Genomic DNA, 16,077 nt, shown 5'->3' on the forward strand with positions numbered 1-16,077 from the left:
AGCCTGAATTCATTGGATTTCTTCGGGTTTGAGCACTCCGGTTGCGTTTTCAGCCGAACGAGATGCAATTGTTTCTATTCGATTTTCTTTTCGCAACGGAACTGAAAAGCAATTTTCTTTCCCTCAGTTCGGCGGAGGTGCATACGGTGGTGTTTGCGCACCTCTTTCACCGGAAACCGAGTTTCGCCTTAGAGCCGCCAGCATTGGCCACGCGTTAAACCGTCCCTGCTCCGCAAGCCGTGCCAGAGAGCGCAGATATCCGCCGGGAGACGCCACGCTCTCGCCTTTCTGGAGAATGCAGGCGACGACGGCAGCGGCGTTTTGCGGTCCCATTGCCGCTGATGCTTGCCGATAGGCTGATGGCCCGATCTGCAGCATGGTGCTGACGAGCGTGGTGGCCTGAATGAGATCCTGCCAGTTCCGTACTCTCGCATTCGGTCCGTAGAGGGCGATGTCGGGGCAATAATCGATGATGGTACTGAGAGACACAGACCTGGGGATAACATTCTCTGCTGTAACGGAAGCGTCATCTTCGGCATGCATGGTGTCAGCGTGGTTGACGGAGTTTACGGTGGTAAACTCAATCTCTGCGCTTTCCGGCCGCGCTTCAGAATCAAGATAAGATTCGGATTCTGTTATCTGTATGTGCCGCTCATTTTGAGAGTCATTGGCGCTCGAATTTTCCGCTTTAATCTGCGTTTCCAGCCGCTTGAGGATTTCGGTGCGGAGATCTTCGAGTTCTGCCAGAACCGATGCGATCAGATGTGGCGGAGCGACCCGCGGAAGCTTGTTCAGGATCAGGTGAAAGGCTTCCTGGACGCGCCACCAATCGCCTCCGGCGTCTTCGGTGATCGCGGCGCTAATCAGCTTGGAAATATCCCGGCGGCACAAGGTTAGCCGCTCCTTGATCAGCTGCACATGCAAACGCTCGGCAGCGACCTTTTCCGCCAGACGCTCGATCTCGGCAGCGCGCGCAAGCAATGGCGCCAGCGAAAATCCGTAGGCCTCGCTGATATCGCCCTGCCGGGTCTTGCGTGCATAGCGCTTGCCGTTCGGGCTATCCTTGCGGATGACGAGACCGGCGGAAACGAGTGCGGCCATATGACGGCGAACCGTCGGCTCGGCCATGCCATGGCAGCGGATCGACAGCTGCGTATTGGAGGGAAAGACAACGAGATTGCGCTCGCTGGAGAGCTCGTTGTGGGGATAAAAAGATAAAAGCGCATTCAGCACAGCAAGCGCTCTGTCCGAGATATCGAGCAGAGGTTTGGCCTGGCAAAGGGCGCGATAGATTTTCCATTTGTCGACCGAAGGGCTTTCCTCGATCTTTTGTGCCTTGATCTGACTTGCGAGCAAGCCAAGTGTCATCGGCCGCCGCCCGAAAGGCGTCGTCACACGTCCGCTGTCCATTTTTCTTCGCCTTCTTCAAGGCAAAAGATATGGGCTCACCAAAAATAGGTGCCGAAGACTCTTGACTATGGGGAGTGGAAATGTGATTCTCTGGGTGTCTAGATCAGAGAGGGCTTCCACTACGGCAACGTTTTGGGGGCCTTTTCTTTTGCTATTGATCTCCGTTCTTTCCTGACAACTGATCCTTCTCGAACGCCTCGAAGAGACGATCCAGATTGTCTGCGATATAGGCGCCGAAGGCCGATGCCCTAGCTGCCTTCAGCGCGATCGTGAATTGCTTCCCGTCATTCTTGATCTTCGCCTTGACCGAGCCGTCGCGGCGCTGCCACTGCGTTACGGCAGCGGGTTCAGCATGCGTCGCGGCAGTCGAAGACGGCTTGCGGCTGAGGAATCCGGCAAGCAGATCGAAGCGGATGTCGGGCTCAGCAGCGATGAAATCATCGGTCTCGACAAAGAGCTTGGCGCGCTCTGGCGCATTCTCTTTTTCGAACTTGACCGAGAGCTCATGCCAGCGGTCACGGCCAATCGCACGAGCCGCACCGATGGCTGAGAGCACATCGGCGGGAATACGGCGGGTGACCGACAGCATCTTCGAGATCGTCGTTTTGTCAGCACTGAGCGCCGACATGATGGTCTCGCGGTCGAAACCGAGCTTGTCGAGCTTGTCGGCAAACATCGTGCGTTCGATGAAGGAGAGATCGGCGCGGGCGGAATTTTCCTGGCCCTGGGCGATGACGTGATCGCGATCGTCGAGCTTCTTGACGACGGCGCGAACCGGCCGGCCGAGCTCTTTCGCAACGCGGGCGCGGCGATGGCCGAAGGCGATCTGATACTTGCCGTCTTTCTGCGGATGCGGACGCACGAGAATAGGGGAGTCCTGCCCGCGCGTACGGATCGCTTCCAGAAGCTCCTGGAACTGCTCGTCGGTCTGCACCAGGCGGTCGGCGACGAAGGAATCCTCGATCAGCGCTGTGTCGAGATCGATTACCGTCTCGCCATGCGCCAGCTTTTCTTCGATATCGCGTGCGGCATCGGCCCGGGCAGCGAGCGCATCGATGCTGCGCGTCACCGCACCGAGCGCGCCAATACCCTTGAAGGTGATCTGTTTCTCGGCACCCGATTCAGGTTCGTTGTTTACAGCGGTAAACTTCTTGGAATCGTCCATCAGGCCCGAGAGGATGTTCTTACGTGCCATTTATCTCCCTCCGGCCCATCGATCTGTCTGCTGTGGTCAATTGCGCCCGGGTCATTTGCGACCCCAGGCTTTGTGGATCAGATCGGCAATCTCGCCATTGACGGCATCCATGGCCTCCATCGCGCGGTCATAGGTGGCGCGGGTAAAGGCGCTGCGCTCGACTTCGTAAAGCGTCTGGTTGGTCATCGCCGCATCCGAGATTGCCACGCTGCGCAGCATCGGATTGGTGAGAACGTGGTTGCGGAACATCGAGCGCATGAAGGCGACCATCTGTGTCTGCGGCCCGTCCTGCGGATCGTAGCGGGTCACAAGATAGCGCAGCCAGTCGAGGTTCATGTTGCCGCCGGCGCCCTTCAGCGTGTTCAGCACTTCGCCGAGCATCTGCAGGAACTGGCACATCGACATGACGTCGAGCATCTGCGGGTGAACCGTGATCAGAACCGCGGTCGCGCCGCAGATGGCGCTCATCGTCAGGAAGCCGAGCTGCGGCGGGCAGTCGATAACCACGACATCATAATCATCGGCAACGGAGGACAGCGCCTCGTCGAGACGGGCAAAGAAGATACGGCCGTAATCGCTGGTCTTGCCCTGCGCCAGAACGCGCGGCGTATCATGCTCGAATTCCATGAGCTCGAGATTGCCGGGCACCAGATCGAGGTTCGGGAAATTGGTCTTGCGAATGATTTCCTTGAGCGGCCGGCGCTCGTCATCGTAACGGATCGCCGCATAGAGCGTCTCGTTCTCGTTGACGTCGAATTCCGGCTGGAAGCCGTGGATCGCCGAAAGCGATGCCTGCGGGTCGAGATCGACGGCGAGCACGCGGTGGCCGGTGAGCGCCAGGTGCTGGGCGAGATGGGCGGCACTGGTGGTCTTGCCGCTGCCGCCCTTGAAGTTGACGACGGCGACGACCTGTAGATGCTCGCTGCCCTTGCGGTGCGGTACATAGCGCGTGCCGCCGCGGGCGTTCTGATCCAGGAACTGGCGCATTTCGTCCATTTGCTCGGCCGTATAGGAACGGCGGCCCGATGACGTGACCTGGGGGAGGGGGCCTTTGCCCTCCAGCGACAGATTTCTCAAATAGCCGCTGGTGACGCCCAGAAAGCGCGCGGCCTCGGCGAGCTGGAACTCGCGCAGATCCTTCATCGCCCGCGGCGGGAACATTTCCAGACGATGCTGCTTCAGCTTGTCTGACAGTTCCTGGGCCTGAGCGATGATCAGCTGATCGACGTCAGAAATTGCCTTATCAATTGTCGTTGCCATATTCATGGAAATCTCGAAAATGCGATTTAAACGCCTTACGGGCTTTGAAAGCGCATTTAGCTCCGATTCTCATTTTCTTGCAAGGCAATTAGGGTTAACAGGGGCTTAACCCGCTTTGTTCGAGGCCTTTTCACCGTGAAAATCGTCGCCGGCTAAGAATCGGCAGCGATTCAGCGGTGAATCCGGAGGCAGTATGGGCAGCGGAAGAAATGTGGATCTTCATTTCCGTTGGAGAATGAAGATTAACCATATCAGCGCATTAGCATCTGGCCGTTTTGGGTCCCGAAAGCTGCGAATCGAATCACATCCGCTAGCTGATGGTTCATTCTACACCTGATTTGCGCTGTTTGAGCAATGCGAAACACCCGCCAGCCACAGCTTTGCGAGGGGTATACCCGGTCGAGCGAGATCGGCGCGAGCCGGACAGTGGTGTCTGAGCGCAGCGATCCAAGAAGCGTGCCGTGATGGTCCTGGCACGCTCCTCCCTCTCTAACTCATGCACTTCGCAGATCAGCCGTCCGGCGTGAGCACGATCCGGCCGTTGAGTGCGCGGCTCTCCATGCGCTCATGTGCGGTGACGGCTTTGCTGAAAGGCAGCACGTCGATTTCCATTTCGCCCAGGCCGTCCGCTGCGACCCTCAACGCCGCTTCCAAAGCGGGGCGAATGGTGTGCGGATGTGTCGGCAGATAGGCGCCGGCATTGAAACCGGTCACCGAAACGCAACCGAGCCAAAGATCATTGGTCTTCACTTCGTGGCTCCAGTCGCCGCTGGCGTTGCCGGCAACGATGAGCCTGCTGCCCGGCCTCATCAATGCGAAGCTCTGGCTTCGGACCGCTCCGCCGACAGCGTCGATGACGACATCGAACTTCTCGTCCGCCAAGGCACTGGTCAGATCGGCTGAATCGACGATCCGGTCATAAGGCAGCTTCGTTCTGGCGGCGGCTTCAAGCTTGCTCGCGCGCACCGAGCCGACAACGCGCGAGGCACCAAGTCGCTTGGCAATTCCCGGGAACGCAGCGGCAAATCCCCCGAGCGCGCCGTGGACGAGCACCGTCTCTCCCTCGGCGAGATGGGCGACACGAGTAAGGGCAACATGGGCCATTGCGGCGTTGGGAATGACGGAGACGGCAAGGGCCGGATCGATCGCATAGCCTTCGGTTGAAATGACAACGTGCGTCGGAGCGATATAGACGGATGCGTAGCCGCCCGTGCCCGTGCCGGACATTGCGACAACCTTCTCCCCAACGTTAAAGCCCGTCACGCCTTCACCAAGCGCCCGTATCGTTCCCGCCACTTCGAGCCCGGGGACAAACGGCGGCTGCGCCATGCCGGGCACATCCTTGAACTGGCCTTGGCGGAAGAGCAAGTCGATGAGGCCGACAGCGGCGTGGGTGACATCGATCGCCACCTGGCCCGGATCGGGCGCGGGATCAGGAAGATCAACCATCTTGAGAACGTTTGGATCACCGAAGCCAGTAGCTTGGACAGCCTTCACGGGAAATTTCCTTTTTACTCGACCATCATTAATAACGCACCTAATGATGCGTTAAATGCATTTAACGAACATTGCGATGTGTTACAAGGGGTGGCTCTCTCGTTTTGGATAGCGTAAGGAAGACGAATGAGAGAGAGAGCTCGGTCGATCGAAGACAAACAGCAGCGTTCGGAGGCTTTGCTTGATGCCGCCGAAGCTTTGGCTATTGAGCTCGGCGGCATCCGGTTCATCACCGTCGCTGCCGTGACCGAGCGCGTTGGGCTGCACCGTACGGGCGTGCTGCGATATTATGCGAGCAAAGAGGAACTGCTGCTCGAACTCGCCGAACGTGGTTGGCGGCGCTGGCGGGATGCGATCGTGGCCACACTTAGCGGCCGAGCTGGCTTGGGACCGGCGGAGATTGCTGGACTGTTCGTTGACACCATCACGTCCATGCCGGTCTTTTGCGACCTGCTGACCCATGTGACGCTCAGCCTCGAGGGGGACGTCGATATCGAGCGTGCTCGTCGTTACAAGACCAACGCCTTCGCCGCGCATGATGATATCGTCGCTGCGGTGGAGGGGGCGGGAAGCATGACCGGCGAGCAAATCGCGGGCCTTGTCGCTACGACACTAATGTTGGCCTCAGGTCTCTGGCAGGTGTCGCACCCGACACCGACGCTTGCGAGATTATATGCGCAGGAGCCGAGGTGGGGTCATGTCGCGCTCGATTTCGCGCCGCGCCTGCGCCAGCTATTACAGGCGACAGCGCTAGGGCTTGCGAGCGATACCGGAGCGGCCTGAAAGCGGCTCCGTTGTGATGACCGCCATCACCTTCCCGGAATCGCAACCTTCGCCTCGATCGCCCGGAAGATACGGCCGAAGACTGCGCCCATCAGCAGGTAGCAGGTGCCGGCGATCAGGAAGGTTTCGAAGGGGGCGTAGGTCTTGGCGACGAAGACGCGGGCGGCGCCGGTCATTTCCATGACGGTGACGGCGCTGGCGAGCGTCGATCCTTTCATCACCAGGATGAGCTCGTTGCCGAGTGCCGGGAGGATGGCGCGGTAGGCCTGTGGCAGGATCACCTTGATCAGCAGGATGCGGTGGTGAAGGCCGAGCGCCTTGCCCGCTTCCCATTGGCCTGCCGGTAGCTGGCGGATGGCGCCGGCAATCAGCTCGCCGGCATAGGCGGCCGAGTTCAGGCCGATCGCCAGGATGGCGCAATAGACGGGATTGCGCAGCAGCGGCCAGAAGATGCTGTGGCGCACGGCGTCGATCTGCCCGAGGCCGTAATAGATGATGAAGAGCTGGACGAGTAGCGGGCTGCCGCGCACCAGGAATGTATAGGTCGATAACGGCGCGCGGATCGCCTTCCGGTCCGAGGTCAGCGCCAGCGCGATCGGCAGGGCGAGCAGCTGGCCGAGCGCGAAGCTGGCGATGGTGATCAGGATCGTCAGAAGGAAGCCGTTCTTGACGGCCATGAAGGCGGGCAGGAAGAGATCGAAGGACAGCATGGCTTACCTCATATGCGGCGTCAGCCGCGTCTCGTAGGCCTTGAGCAGCAAGGTCGAGATCCCGGTCACGATGACGTAGAAGCCGGCGGCTGCGAGATAGAAGGCGAGCGGCTGGTGGGTCGCTCCTGCTGCCACCACCGATTTGCGCATCAGCTCCTCGAGGCCGATCACCGAAACGAGGGCGCTTTCCTTGAGGATGACCAGCCACTGGTTGGTGAGCCCCGGCAGCGCCTTCACCATCATCTGCGGCAGGACGACGAGCAGGAAGGCGCGCGGGCGGCGGAAGCCGAGCGAGAGTGCCGCCTCCCATTGTCCTTGCGCGACGCTCAGAAGCGCGCCGCGGAGGATCTCGGTGAGATAAGCGGCGGAGACGACCGAGAGCGAGGCGATGCCGGCGGTCAGCGCGTCGACCTCGACATAGCGGCCGGCAAGCTTGGTCAGCAGTACGGTGCCGCCGTAGAAGATCAGGAAGATTACCAGCAGTTCCGGAAGGCCGCGGATCAGTCCGACATAGCCCATGATGATCCGCCGGGTCAGGGAATTGCCATAGACGGCAGCGGGCGCCAGTACGGCGGCGATGACGAAACCGACGACAAAGCTGCCGAAGGCGACGATCAGCGTCGTCGTCAGCCCCTGCAGCAGTTGTCCCTGATATTGGTAGAGCGCCTCAAACATGCGGTTCTGCCTCCGGCGCCGATCCGAAGCGGCCGGCCAGTGCGGCAAAGAATTCCGCAGAGAAGCCGATCATGTTTTCGAAATGCGAGACGAGGATGTTTTCGTCGGGCGAATGCAGCATGGCGCCATGATGCGTCAGGCCTGCGCCGAAGAGTGTGGCGCCGAATTTGTGGATGAAGGGATGGGCAAGGCCGGATGCGGCCGAACTTGGCTGGATGATCGCCGGGCGGCCGAACCATTTCTCCAGCAGCTCGGCGCCGAGATCGACAGCCGCATGCGACGGATCGCTTCGGACCCCCAGCACTTCGGCATCGAGAACCTTCAGCGCGATATCGTCAAATCCTTTGGCGTCGAGATGGCGGCGCAGCAGCTCGGCGATCTCCACCGGGTTCTGGCCGGGCGCCAGGCGGAAGTCGAGTTTCGCCATGCCGGTGCAGGGCAGTACGGTCTTGGCGCCTTCGCCGTCATAGCCACCGTGGAAGCCGTTGACGTTGAGGCAGGGCTCGAAATTCAGATGTTCATAGAAGGTCGCGGCATCGACGCCTTCGAGCAGCCGGCGTCCGCCAGTCTCCTCCTGCAGGCTTTCGAGCGGGAAGGGGGGCTTTGCCGCAAGCTCGCGGCTGCGCGGATCGGGCGCGATGACGCTGTCGTAGAAGCCGTCGATCAGGATATGCCCGGAGGCATCGCGCAACGACGAGATCGCAGTCGCAAGCCGCCAGAGCGGGTTGTCGAAGATGGCGCCGAGGCTTGAATGAAGATCGGCGCGGGCCGTGCGGCATTCGAGTTCGACGGCGAGGATGCCCTTGAAGCCCATCAGGATGATCGGGCGGCCGGATTTGTCGACCTCGCCATATTCCCACCAGCAGAGATCGGCCTTGGTGTCGGGGAAGCGCTTGTCGAGGAAGCGGTTGAGCGACGGGCTGCCGATCTCCTCTTCGCCCTCGGCGATCCAGATCAGCTTGAAGGGCAGGGGGCAGGGATGTGTCTTGCGGAATTCGCGCCAGCCGGCGAGGCGGCTGATGAACTCGCCCTTGTCGTCGGCCGAACCGCGGCCATAGAGGCGGCCGTCGCGTTCGGAGAGCGTGAAGGGCGGCGCGGTCCAGAGATCGACCGGATCTTCCGGCTGCACGTCGTAGTGATTGTAGATCACCAGCGTGAAGGGGCCTTCGCCGGTTTCGCCGACCACGAAGGGGCCGACATCGCCGGAATGTTGTTCGGTGGCAAAACCCGCCTCGGTCAGCAGCCGTTCGATGCTGTCGGCGCAGGCTTCCATGCCTTCGCCACGGGCGCTGACGGACGGGATCGCGACGAGATCGGACAGGTCTTTGACGGCGGCGGCAAGAATGTCGGCGGGAATGCGCATAGTGTCTCCTGAAAACGGGAGGCGGGATTACCGCCTCCCGCCTGCCATCACTTCTTGGAGATGTCGTAGCCGAACCACTTTTCGGCGATGGTCTTGACCGTGCCGTCCTTCAGCATCGCATCGACAGCGCCATCGACCTTGGTCTTCAGCTCGGTCTTGCCCTTGCCCATGGCAACGCCCTGGCCCTTGCCGAATTCCGGGAAGTCGGCGCTGGTCAGTAGCGGGCCGGCATAGGCGAGCTTGTCGGCGCCGCGGTCCTTGATGAGCGGCTCCCAGGCGGAGCGTTCCATCAGGCCGGCGTCGATGCGGCCGGCAACGAGGTCGTCGGCGATCTGGTCGGGACGGTCGTAGACGCGCACGTCGGCATCCGGGAAATGCGCGCGGATGACCTGCTCGTGGGTCGAGCCGGACTGTACGCCGATGGCAGCCTTGCCGAGCGCCTTGGCGAGATCGGCAGCGGACTTGGCGGAGGCGGCATCGCTGCCCGGAGCGGTGACGATGGCGTTCGGCGCATCGGCATAGGCAACCGAGAAGTCGACCTTCTGCGAGCGCTCGTCATTGATCGAGACGCCGGAGATGACGAGGTCGAACTTGCCGACCTGCAGGCCGGGCAGCAGGCCGTCATAGGCCTGGTTCTGCCAGTTGCATCTTGCGGCGATGCGCTTGCAGATCTCGTCGCCGACATCCTTGTCGAAGCCGATGATGTTGCCGCCGGCATCGACGGATTCCCACGGCGGGTAGTCGGCGCTGGTGCCGATCCGCAGTTCGTCGGCCGAGGCGGCGCCGGCGAGCATCGAGAGAGCGAGTACGGTCAAAAGTCGTTTCATGAAATTCCCCTTTTGTTTGGAAACGGACTCAATCCGCCGCCCGGGACGGGCGGCAGGAATTCTTGGGATGGGTGGAGATCAGGCGGCCGAAGCGGCGGCTTCCTTCAGGAATTGCGAGATGCGCTTCAGGCCTTCCTTCAGCACGTCTTCGCCATTGGTGTAGCCGATGCGCAGATAGCCCTCCATGTCCATGGCGCTGCCCGGCGTCAGCATCACGCCCTTCTGGTCGAGCAGACGCAGGCAGAATTCTTCGGAGGTGATCGGCAGGTCGTATTTCAGAAGCGCGGTCGTGCCGGATTTCGGCTTGATCCAGGAAATCAGCGGTTCGGCATCGACCCAGTCGGAGAGGATTGCCAGCGCCGAGCGGGTGATCTCGTGGCTGCGCTTCAGGATCTTGTCCTTGTTCTCCAGCGCGATCGCCGCGAAATGGTCGTCGAGACGGCCGACGCTGATCGTGTTGTAGTCGCGGTGGACGGAGACCGCGTGGATCAGCTCTTCCGGCGCGACGATCCAGCCGAGGCGCAGCCCCGCCAGCGAATAGGTCTTCGACATGCTGCCGGTGCTGATGCCCTTTTCGTAGAGATCGGCGATCGAGGCGGTCATTCCGTCTTCGCCTTGCTGATCCGTGCCGCGATAGACTTCGTCGCAGAGGATCCAGGCGCCGCATGCGCGGGCGATCTCGACGATCTTTTCGAGATAGGCGCGGTCCATCAGCGAACCGGTCGGATTGTTCGGGTTGTTGATGGCGATCAGCTTGGTGCCCGGCGTTGCCAGCTTCTTCAGCTCTTCGAGATCGGGCAGGAAGCCGGTCTTTTCGGTGAGCTTCAGGATCTGGATATCGGCGCCGATGCTTTCGGGGATCGAGTAGTGCTGCTGATAGGTCGGCAGCACGGAGATGACGCGGTCGCCGCGCTCGACGAGCGTCAGGTGAACGAGTGCATTGGCGCCGATCGCGCCATGGGTGATGACGGTGTTTTCGAGCTTCTGGTTTTCATAGAGACCGGCCACCAGATTGCGCAGGCGAACGCTGCCTTCGATCTCGCCATAGGTCAGCTTGAGCGGCAGCAGTTCGGCGGCGATATCGGTCTTGCCCGCCATGTCGAGCAGTTCGGCGACGGTCAGGGATTCGACGCAGGTCTCGGCCAGATTGAGCTCGCACGTCGTCTCGTACTTGTTCATCCAGATTTCGACGCCGAAATTGCGGATCTTCATGTCATTCTCCTCGGTATTACGATTATTGGCCGCGTGCGGCGGCGAGCAGGGCGACGGCGGCGGCGACATCCTCGAGGCCAAGGCCGATCGAGCGGAAGAAGGCCGGGCGTTCGCGGCTCGGGGCCTTTGCCCGTCCGGCAAGCAGTTCCGGAAGGTCGCCGCAAAGCGCATCCGGGCTCCAGGCGCCGGAAGCGGCAGCAAGCTTCATTTCACCGGCCGAAGCAGGCGTTGTGGCGCGGTAGTCGCAGTACACGTCGAAGCCCGAAAGTGCTGCCGGATCGACTTCATGGGCATTGGCAACATTGGTGCTGATCGAGGTGACGACGGCGGCCTTCGAGAGCGCGGCCGTATCGATGACCGGCTTGCCCGATGAGGTGCAGAGCAGAACGACATCGGCGCCGCGCACTGCCTGGTTGACGTCGGTAAACTTGGTGATGGTGCAGCCGCCAGCGCTCTTCTCGGGAATGCCGGTGCGGCCGGCGATATTCGGCGAGGCGATGCGGATCTCTTTCCACGGCCGGATCGCCTCGGCATAGCGCAGGTGCGCCAGCGCGACCGGGCCGGAGCCGACGATGGTCAGTACAGAGGCACCGGCATCAGCCAGGGCATCGGCGGCGATGACGGAGGTCGCGGCGGTGCGCTCGGTCGTCAGCTTCTTGGAGTCGCAGAGGAGAACCGGCTCGCCGGTTTCCATCGACATCAGTAGCGTCCAGGCCGTGACCAGCGCCTTGCCGTCGCCGGGGATGTAGGGAGAGAGCTTGGCGCCGAAGACCTTTTCGCCGGCGAGAACGCCGAGATAGGTGATGAAGTCACCGGCATCGCGCGGGAAGAGGCTGAGCGTCTGCGGCGGCTGCACGGCATCGCCGTCGGCCAGCGCCCGGAACATGCGCTCCAGCACCGAGCGGACATCGACTTTCGGAAGAAGCGCCGTGATATCGGCTTCGTGGAGAACGATCGGTTGCGTCATGCTTTCCTCGCCTTTACATGCGGAACAGCCGATGGAACGCAGCTATCCGTTCGCGCGGCCGGATAGGACGCACGGCGAGATCGCGATTGATCTGACTGCCCAATGTGATTAGAGGAAGCCTATGAGCAATATATTGCACAGTCAAGGCGGGGGCGATGTCTTGTCGCATGTTTCTGGGAATCTTCGCAGACTAAGGCAGGCCTCGGGTCTGAGCCAGGTAGCGCTGGCGGAAGCTTCGGGCATCAGCAGGCGAATGATCGTCGCGGTCGAGGCGGGCGATGCCAATATCAGCCTCTCCAGTCTCGACAAGCTGGCGGCGGCCATGGGGGTCGGCTTCGTCGATCTCGTTCGCGATCCGAACCGCACGTCCTCATCCGATATCAACGAAGTGACCTGGCGCGGGCGCGGAGCGGCAAGCTCCGGCGTGCTGCTCGGCACGGCACCCGCCGCGCATGAGACGCAGATGTGGCATTGGTCGCTCGAAGCCGGCGAACGCTACGATGCCGAGCCTGATCCGCAGGGCTGGCACGAAATGATCTTCATCATCGAGGGCGTTCTCACGCTGTCGCTCAGCGGCACCGAGACCGATTATCCGGCCGGGACATTTGCGATCTACAGCTCGGCGCAGATCTATTCCTATCTCAACAACGGCAGCGAGACCGTTCGCTTCATCAGGAATGTCGTCTCTTAAACGCAGCCGGATGATCTGCTGTAACGTTTAATCAAATCGAGCGGCAAAATCCGAGAGATCGTCTCACTCCGGCTTTCCGGAGTGAGAGAATGTCTCGTTCAGTGGCGTACTGCGAAAGCTGCCTCGATACGCTGACCTTCTTCGGCGATAGCGGGCGCCGCGCTGTTCTGAAGGTCCTGAAGCAGGGAATTGAGCGCCAGGTCGAGGCAATGCGCCGGGAATTCGGCACTCAGCTCCTTGGCATTTTCGCGTGCGAAAGCAATCAGTCTTGCCAGCGACGCCAGCTCCTTCAGCTGCTCTTCGCTCTTCGCATGGGTGACGTCGATGACCGCATCTTCCATTGTCAAACCTCGTCAGATCGCCGCCTTGGGACGTGGCGGCAATGTGACGTTAGGGGAAGTTCTCGCGCGGCGCGCGTGACACAAGCGTGACACACCTGCAGGCATCAGAAAACACTTGCAGATTCAACTTCAAATTCCGCAATGTGACATCGCCGCTACAGGACATGACAAAGGCGCGAACCTTTCGGCCGCGCCTTCGAAACTTTGATACTGACGGCTGCTTAGCCGTTCAGCGGCTGGCTGGTTTCCGAAGCGGAAGCGCCGACCGCGGTGTCGCGATGGCCTTCGGCCTGCGCCATGGCCTTGACCAGCGAGACGATCTTTTCGCGGATCTGCGGGTCGTTGATCTTCAGGAAGGCGCGGTTGAGCGCGAGGCCTTCCTTGGAGCGCAGGAATTCGGAGACCGGATCGGCCTTCTGCGGCATTTCCAGGCCTTCGAGCGTCAGCGGCTGAGAGTCTTCCTGCTGGAAGAAATAGCTCGGCGGCGCCGAAAGCACTTCGGCGATCTTCTGCAGGCGGCTGGCGCCGATGCGGTTCATGCCCTTCTCATACTTCTGGACCTGCTGGAACGTCACGCCGATCTGATCGGCCAACCTTTCCTGGCTGAGGCCGAGAAGGAGCCGGCGCATTCTTACTCGGGAGCCGACATAGACGTCGATTGCATTCGGGGCCTTGGCGTTCATTTGTTTTTTCCGTTTACCGCGAGGTTCGATGGGCGTCCTTGCGGGAGACCGATCACTTGGGGGGCCAATAGATAGTGTATGAGCTAAGTGAAAAATTCAATCACTACTTCTGGGGATGGACCATTCGCCGCTGCGCGCTTGTGTATATAGTACTTACGGGTGGTTTTGGACATTTTCCGGGCGCTGCGCTTCTGCTTCCAGCCAGGCCCGAAATGCATTTGTTTCCAAGCTCTTCGTTTCCAAGAGGTCGGTCATAACGACGAGCGGGTTCGCGAGGTCAAGGCCGTGCACCCGCCTTCCATGCAGCCAGCTCGCGGCATCGGCCGATATCACGATTGCGAGATTCGCAGGCGACGCCGCGGGCACAGCGCGCAGATGGGAGAGCAGATCGGCAAATTCGGCGGTCGGGGCGAGCCTGACCTGCAGCTCCGGCACGTCCTGCCGGCGGCCGAGGAAATAGGTGGCGGCATATCGGCCGGTCACGGCATAGCCGATCCGATGACTACGGCAGAAGCCGTCGAGTCGCTGCGGAAGTGCCGCCAGATGGTCCGGCGCCAGGGCAAAATGCTGCCAGCGGTTCGGCCGTGACGACGCGGCGTGAGGCAGGTTGTCGACGATCGCTTGGGGATGGTCGAGGCGGTAGAGATGAGCGCCGACATCGCGATTCCGGCTGACCCACCCGGCCTGTATTGCCTCAGCGATGGCGGTGCGGGCCGACGTTGCCGAGATGCCGGCGGATCGGCCGAGTTCCGCTGCCGTGAAGGGTCGATGGCGAAGATGCCAGAGGGCGCAGAGCAGCGAGAGTTTGGTTTTTGAAGCGGGGATCGGCTTTGCGTCCAGCATGAGCTCGCCGCGCGGGCGGAGATCGACACCGTCACGAAACACACCCCATCCGGCGTCACCGAGCGCAATTGCCAGGGAGGAGGCGGGATCGCCGGTCACGAGAACCGGCGTGACACCGATCTTTCCGAGTGTTTCAGCGGTGCGCCGGGCTCGCGCCTTCAGGGCCGGCCAGTTGGGGATAGGGGATGCAGGTTCGCGAACCAGCAGCAGCCGCGTCCGCTGCCCGAAGAGTTCGAGTTCCGGCAGACCGGCCGCTGCAACGAGATCGGCGCGCCGGGACGACAGAAGCGTCTCGAACTCGCCGATCACCGCCGCGGCCGGCCGCAACTGCATCAGCCACCGGCCGGAAGCGGAGCGGCGGGATCGATCAGGCCCTGCGCCCGCAGATCCGACCAGAGCGCCGCCGGGATCGGCCAATGAAGATAGGAGAGGTTCTGCTCGAGTTCCTCCACCGAGCGGGCGCCGGGAATGACGCTGACGACGAGCTTGTGCGCCAGCGGAAACTGTAGTGCTGCCGCAGCGAGCGGAACATCGTAGCTGTCGCAGACGGCCGCGAGCTTCGCGACCTTATCTAGCACTTCGGCCGGTGCATTGCGGGTGTTGAAGGTCGCGCCATTGACCGCGCCGGTCGCCAAAATCCCGGAATTATAGGGGCCGCCGATGACCAGCTTGGTGCCCTTGCGCTCGCAGGCGGGCAGCAGGGTCGCAAGCGGCTCCTGTTCGAGCAGCGTGTAGCGTCCGGCGAGCAGGAAATAGTCGAACTGACCGGCCTCGACGAAATCCGACAGCATCTGCCACTGGTTGATGCCGACGCCGATCGCCTTGATGACGCCTTGCGACCGCAGTTCGTCGAGCGCGGGGTAGGCGCCGTCCATCGCTTCCTTGAAACGGCTGCGGGCATAGGGATCCTCTCCCTTCGCAAAATGAATTGCCTCGTCGGGATCATGGATTGCCAGCATGTCGATATAATCGGTGCCGAGCCGTTTCAGCGATCCCTCGATCGAGCGCAGCACGGCATCGCGCGAATAGTCGAAATCGGCCCGGAAGGGTGGTGCCTCGTCCCAGAGCACGGGTTTGACCTCGCTCTGGGGGATCGGCACCAGATCGTAGCCGACTTTGGAGGAAATCACGATCTCGCTGCGCGGCAGCGTGCGGATCGCTTCCCCCAGCCGCGTTTCGGCAAGGCCGAAGCCATAGACCGGGGCGGTATCGAAATAGCGCAGCCCGTTTTCAAAGGCGGCATGCACGGTCTCGTGCGCCACCTTCGGATCTGTCGCCCGGTACATATTGCCAAGGCCCGTTCCTCCCAAGCCCATGGTGGTGACCGCAAGGCCGCCTTTGGTTACGCTTCTCTTCTCCAGATCGGGCATTGCTCTTCCTTGACCATCCTGTTCATCCGGGCGCCAGCGGAGCGGGCCGCGGTGCCATCACGAATGGCATAGTGGCACAGAATTTGTCGTACAACAATGTAACCGGACGAATAGATTTTTGACGGCAGAGATCGCAGCGCGCGGGCTTGCCTTCGGCCCGGGCGGCATATTTTCTTTGCTAAATCGAAATTGCGCTGTCGGATTGTGGCGGCGACGCACGTCCTTGGGATGTCCATGCAATCAAAGGAGG

The 16,077-nt window shown here is 61.3% G+C and carries 16 protein-coding genes; 2 read left to right on the forward strand and 14 right to left on the reverse strand.

Features of this window, described 5'->3' with window-relative positions; all coding sequences use genetic code 11:
• Positions 1-123 precede the first annotated feature (123 nt).
• The 4 genes from repC to ABIE40_RS21450 form a co-directional block, all read right to left on the reverse strand.
• Positions 124-1,410, reverse strand: a complete 1,287-nt coding sequence (gene repC / locus ABIE40_RS21435) for a plasmid replication protein RepC (RefSeq protein WP_199625668.1) — start codon at positions 1,408-1,410, stop codon at positions 124-126.
• 151 nt (positions 1,411-1,561) lie between these two features.
• Positions 1,562-2,605 carry a plasmid partitioning protein RepB gene (gene repB / locus ABIE40_RS21440; protein ID WP_199625669.1) on the reverse strand — a complete coding sequence of 348 codons (1,044 nt, stop codon included), beginning with the start codon at positions 2,603-2,605 and terminating at the stop codon, positions 1,562-1,564.
• A 51-nt stretch (positions 2,606-2,656) separates the two neighbouring features.
• Positions 2,657-3,871: a plasmid partitioning protein RepA gene (gene repA, locus ABIE40_RS21445; protein ID WP_112714731.1), complete on the reverse strand. Its 1,215-nt coding sequence runs from the start codon at positions 3,869-3,871 to the stop codon at positions 2,657-2,659.
• A 504-nt stretch (positions 3,872-4,375) separates the two neighbouring features.
• A complete protein-coding gene (locus ABIE40_RS21450; protein ID WP_199625670.1) occupies positions 4,376-5,275 on the reverse strand; it encodes a quinone oxidoreductase family protein in 900 nt (299 codons plus the stop codon).
• A 213-nt stretch (positions 5,276-5,488) separates the two neighbouring features.
• Here ABIE40_RS21450 and ABIE40_RS21455 point away from each other — a divergent pair, with 213 nt between their 5' ends.
• Positions 5,489-6,145, forward strand: coding sequence for a TetR family transcriptional regulator (locus ABIE40_RS21455; RefSeq protein ID WP_130280475.1), 657 nt, complete (start codon positions 5,489-5,491; stop codon positions 6,143-6,145).
• Positions 6,146-6,171: 26 nt separating this feature from the next.
• Here the strand turns inward: ABIE40_RS21455 and ABIE40_RS21460 are convergent, their stop codons facing one another.
• From ABIE40_RS21460 to ABIE40_RS21485, 6 genes are all read right to left on the reverse strand, one after another.
• Positions 6,172-6,855, reverse strand: a complete 684-nt coding sequence (locus ABIE40_RS21460) for an ABC transporter permease (protein WP_199625671.1) — start codon at positions 6,853-6,855, stop codon at positions 6,172-6,174.
• Positions 6,856-6,858: 3 nt separating this feature from the next.
• Positions 6,859-7,530, reverse strand: coding sequence for an ABC transporter permease (locus ABIE40_RS21465; protein WP_199625672.1), 672 nt, complete (start codon positions 7,528-7,530; stop codon positions 6,859-6,861).
• Positions 7,523-8,893 (reverse strand): M20/M25/M40 family metallo-hydrolase, encoded by a 1,371-nt coding sequence (locus ABIE40_RS21470; RefSeq protein ID WP_199625673.1) that lies wholly within the window; start codon positions 8,891-8,893, stop codon positions 7,523-7,525. The genes ABIE40_RS21465 and ABIE40_RS21470 overlap by 8 nt, the downstream gene beginning before the upstream one ends.
• Before the next feature lie 47 nt (positions 8,894-8,940).
• A complete protein-coding gene (locus ABIE40_RS21475; protein WP_199625674.1) occupies positions 8,941-9,720 on the reverse strand; it encodes a transporter substrate-binding domain-containing protein in 780 nt (259 codons plus the stop codon).
• Positions 9,721-9,798: 78 nt separating this feature from the next.
• Entirely contained in the window at positions 9,799-10,932 is a 1,134-nt protein-coding gene (locus ABIE40_RS21480) for an aminotransferase (RefSeq protein WP_112714741.1), read from the reverse strand.
• 22 nt (positions 10,933-10,954) lie between these two features.
• Positions 10,955-11,899, reverse strand: coding sequence for an ornithine cyclodeaminase family protein (locus tag ABIE40_RS21485; protein ID WP_199625675.1), 945 nt, complete (start codon positions 11,897-11,899; stop codon positions 10,955-10,957).
• Between the two features lie 160 nt (positions 11,900-12,059).
• On the opposite strand from ABIE40_RS21485, the gene ABIE40_RS21490 reads away from it, so the two are divergent.
• Positions 12,060-12,590: a helix-turn-helix domain-containing protein gene (locus ABIE40_RS21490; RefSeq protein ID WP_354541104.1), complete on the forward strand. Its 531-nt coding sequence runs from the start codon at positions 12,060-12,062 to the stop codon at positions 12,588-12,590.
• A gap of 98 nt (positions 12,591-12,688) precedes the next feature.
• Here ABIE40_RS21490 and ABIE40_RS21495 read toward each other — a convergent pair whose 3' ends face one another.
• From ABIE40_RS21495 to ABIE40_RS21510, 4 genes are all read right to left on the reverse strand, one after another.
• On the reverse strand, positions 12,689-12,931 hold the full coding sequence (locus ABIE40_RS21495; RefSeq protein WP_112714747.1) for a hypothetical protein: 243 nt from the start codon (positions 12,929-12,931) through the stop codon (positions 12,689-12,691).
• A 221-nt stretch (positions 12,932-13,152) separates the two neighbouring features.
• Positions 13,153-13,614: a helix-turn-helix domain-containing protein gene (locus tag ABIE40_RS21500; RefSeq protein WP_112714749.1), complete on the reverse strand. Its 462-nt coding sequence runs from the start codon at positions 13,612-13,614 to the stop codon at positions 13,153-13,155.
• Between the two features lie 153 nt (positions 13,615-13,767).
• Complete coding sequence (locus ABIE40_RS21505) at positions 13,768-14,874, reverse strand: hypothetical protein (protein ID WP_354541105.1); 1,107 nt, start codon at positions 14,872-14,874, stop codon at positions 13,768-13,770.
• Entirely contained in the window at positions 14,790-15,827 is a 1,038-nt protein-coding gene (locus ABIE40_RS21510) for an aldo/keto reductase (protein WP_199625677.1), read from the reverse strand. The genes ABIE40_RS21505 and ABIE40_RS21510 overlap by 85 nt, the downstream gene beginning before the upstream one ends.
• Between the last annotated feature and the right edge of the window lie 250 nt (positions 15,828-16,077).

It is taken from the genome of Rhizobium sp. OAE497, assembly GCF_040546565.1.
Classification (GTDB): Bacteria; Pseudomonadota; Alphaproteobacteria; order Rhizobiales; family Rhizobiaceae; genus Rhizobium.